Annotated in this window: 2 protein-coding genes; one reads left to right on the top strand and one right to left on the bottom strand. The window is 61.8% G+C overall.

Annotated elements, in window-relative coordinates; genetic code table 11:
- Positions 1–345 precede the first annotated feature (345 nt).
- Positions 346–582: a hypothetical protein gene (locus BLQ91_RS39975; RefSeq protein ID WP_090105798.1), complete on the top strand. Its 237-nt coding sequence runs from the start codon at positions 346–348 to the stop codon at positions 580–582.
- A 286-nt stretch (positions 583–868) separates the two neighbouring features.
- Here the strand turns inward: BLQ91_RS39975 and BLQ91_RS40945 are convergent.
- Positions 869–1,314 (bottom strand): transposase (locus BLQ91_RS40945; protein ID WP_218130587.1); only part of this gene is annotated, 446 nt, incomplete at its 5' end.

Genomic DNA, 1,314 nt, shown 5'->3' with positions numbered 1-1,314 from the left:
CCCACTCGGCATCGGTCACATCAAAACGCGCCACATCCGTGTTCTACCAGCGCGCCACCAGCCAACCTAGATCCGAACTTCAAACAGCTCCTAGCGCGCTCACTCTTTCGGTGGATTCTTCTCCTTTGGAGACACTCCTGCGCTGAAGGTATTCGCAGGTCGACACCAATGACCTCCAGGCGTGCGACCCAGATTCACTCGATTGTGTAATCTAAACATAATCGGCATCCCCGCGCGGGCGATGGGCGGTTTGGCTCTTCCTGCACGGCTGGATATGGTTCGACGGAGATCGTCACGTGCATCTCTTCTGGCGATCCGCGACCGAAAACATCTGAAGGAGTTTTTGTGCTGAAGAAGGCTGGAGCGGCCATCGCTATCGCGGGCGCTTTCATCGGTATCGGCTCGACGGCGTCGGCCGACGGCCCGGAGCTGGACCTCACCCACCAGGTCGGTGGAGTCAACCTCGACGACTCCGAGGTGCTCAGCGACTTGAACGTCTGCTTCATCGACGTCAACGTCATCGCGGTGCCGGTCCTGTCCGGCAACGACAGCGGCCTGTGCGCGAACCCGGACGACAACTGATGTGACCGGCGCATTCTCCGGTTGCGCCGGTAGGGCAAGTCGGGACGGAGCGCGGTGGGGTATACCGGGCTCCGTCCTGCCATTTTCATTGCGAAGCAGCGAGGTCGGATTCAGTCCCAAGAAATGGTTGCAGAGGTCGCCACTGGCTGCTTCCGGCGTACGGCTTCCAACGATCGCACGCCCGTGGCTCTCCGGGATTATGTTTGAGTAGCGCCTGGCGAATCGGACTTCGGCAGACATGCTGGTTTTCGCGTCGCAGGACTGCTTGAGCCGGTTGACGCAGCGTTCAACTGCGTTGCGATGTTTGTACAGATCGAGGCAGAAGGGCGGTGTTCTGCCATTGCCGAGCCTTCGCTTTGCGGCGGTCGATCCGGTCGATGCGTTCGGGAATGGCGGCGTTGATCCGTCGCTGACGTAGCGCGGTGCGAGTGCTGGGGTGGGCGTGGGCCTTGCCGGCGATTACCCGCCCGGCCCGTACTCGCTGGCCGTTGAGGTCGATGTCGGGGATGTCGGGGATGTCGTCGAGCAGCGGCAGCAGCTGGGAATTGTCGTCGGCCTGTCCTGGAGTGAGGACCACCGGCGGCGGCAGACCCGCAGTGTCGACGGCCAGGTGAAGTTTGGTCGCCAAGGGGTTGTTACTAGTGCTGCATCTCAGAACGTCGACCCGGTAATCGGCCCTGTGGGTTGACGGTCCAGGCTGGTCCTCCCATGTCGAGCGGGAGGTGGTCATGG

This window comes from Lentzea jiangxiensis (genome assembly GCF_900104175.1).
Classification (GTDB): Bacteria; Actinomycetota; Actinomycetes; order Mycobacteriales; family Pseudonocardiaceae; genus Lentzea; species Lentzea jiangxiensis.
This window is presented reverse-complemented; position numbering and strand designations above follow the sequence as displayed.